Source organism: Mesorhizobium sp. M7A.F.Ca.ET.027.03.2.1, assembly GCF_003999175.1.
Classification (GTDB): domain Bacteria; phylum Pseudomonadota; class Alphaproteobacteria; order Rhizobiales; family Rhizobiaceae; genus Mesorhizobium.
Genome location: NZ_RZOM01001216.1, coordinates 1 through 1,686, shown reverse-complemented (window position 1 = coordinate 1,686; position 1,686 = coordinate 1). Strand labels below are relative to the sequence as shown.

1 protein-coding gene and 1 pseudogene are annotated in these 1,686 nt (G+C 63.9%); both read left to right on the top strand.

The genetic code is table 11. The features are described from left to right. On the top strand, positions 1–952 hold a 952-nt coding region (locus EN750_RS33120), incomplete at its 5' end, for a M3 family metallopeptidase (RefSeq protein WP_145968149.1). A 361-nt stretch (positions 953–1,313) separates the two neighbouring features. Continuing rightward, a pseudogene (locus EN750_RS33115) lies at positions 1,314–1,686 on the top strand (proton-conducting membrane transporter); the annotation flags it as partial.

Sequence of the window (1,686 nt, the reverse complement as noted above, 5' to 3'; positions counted from 1 at the left end):
GTCGCACCGCTATTACGCGATGAAGGCACGCTGGCTCGGCATGGAGGTGATGAACCACTGGGACCGCAACGCGCCGTTGCCGGATACGCCCCAGGCGATCATCGGCTGGGACGAGGCCAGGAACACCGTGCTGTCCGCCTATCAGCGCTTTTCGCCCGACATGGCCGAGATCGCGCGAACCTTCTTCGACCGCAACTGGATCGACGCGCCGGTGCGGCCCGGCAAGTCGCCTGGCGCCTTCGCGCATCCGACCGTGCCGTCGGCGCATCCCTATGTCCTGCTCAACTACATGGGCAAGCCGCGCGATGTGATGACGCTGGCGCACGAGCTTGGCCATGGGGTGCATCAGGTGCTGGCCGGCGGCCAGGGCGCACTGATGGCCTCGACGCCGCTGACGCTGGCCGAGACGGCATCGGTCTTCGGCGAGATGCTGACCTTCCGCTCGCTGCTCGACCAGACCACCGACCGGCGCGAGCGCAAGGCCATGCTCGCCCAGAAGGTCGAGGACATGATCAACACGGTCGTGCGCCAGATCGCCTTCTACGAATTCGAGCGCAAGGTGCATGCCGAACGCAAGAACGGCGAGCTGACCTCCGACAGGCTCGGCCAGTTCTGGCTCGAAGTGCAGGCCGAAAGTCTGGGTCCCGCGATCAAGCTGCGCGAAGGCTACGAGGTGTTCTGGACCTACATCCCGCACTTCATCCATTCGCCCTTCTATGTCTATGCCTATGCTTTCGGCGACTGTCTGGTGAACTCGCTCTACGCGGTCTACCAGAACGCCGAGCGCGGCTTTCAGGACAAGTATTTCGAAATGCTGCGCGCCGGCGGCACCAAACATCATTCCGAGCTTCTGGCGCCCTTCGGGCTCGACGCCACCGATCCCGCCTTCTGGCAGATCGGACTTGGCGTCATCAGCGGCCTGATCGACGAGCTGGAAGCGCTCGACGCTTGAAACGCGTCCCTCAGGCATCGCTCTAACAGTTTAGCCGGAATGCATGTTGGGACAGATCTACTATCACCCTAAATATCTGTTCTTGAAGTACTCTCCACCGAAGTTTTCCGATAGCTTTCCACAAGCTCTATGATAGCCTTCGCTCCAAGCTCAGCCGGAGCGCATGCGGATCGGCGAGGAGAAATCTCAGCCGGCCGTGTCGCTCAGGCGAACGCGACAACGGCCGTTGGCCATGGGCAAGCAAAGCCGATCGCCGCAGCTCGAACCGAAGCCGGCTGTTCTGCTTACCGCGGAACCACCAAGAGTAGTCCTTCGCCGAAGGTCATGACCCACGGCAGACGGATCTGACTGGAGAGAGACAATGGGCACTTTTTTCTACGTGGTCCTGGCGTTCCTGATAGGCGTGTTGGTCGGCTGGTTCCTTTGGGGGCGCCTGCGCGGTGAACTCGACAGCTTGCGCGGCGACCTCGACCGTACACGCAGCGAACGCGACAGGCTGCGCACCGACGGCGACCGCCTGACCGGCGAACTCGATGCATGCGGCAAGACCCGCGCCGACCTCGAGCGCCGGCTGCGTGAAGCGTCGGCCGCACCTGCCGCCGGAAGCAGCGCGGCAAAGCCGGCAAGCCAGGCGCCGGCGGCCCTGATGTCGACCCCCGCGCCGGCCAAATCCGCCGCCACAAAGCCCGCGCCGGCTAAACCGGCCGCCGCTGCGAAAGCGGTCGCTGCCAAGC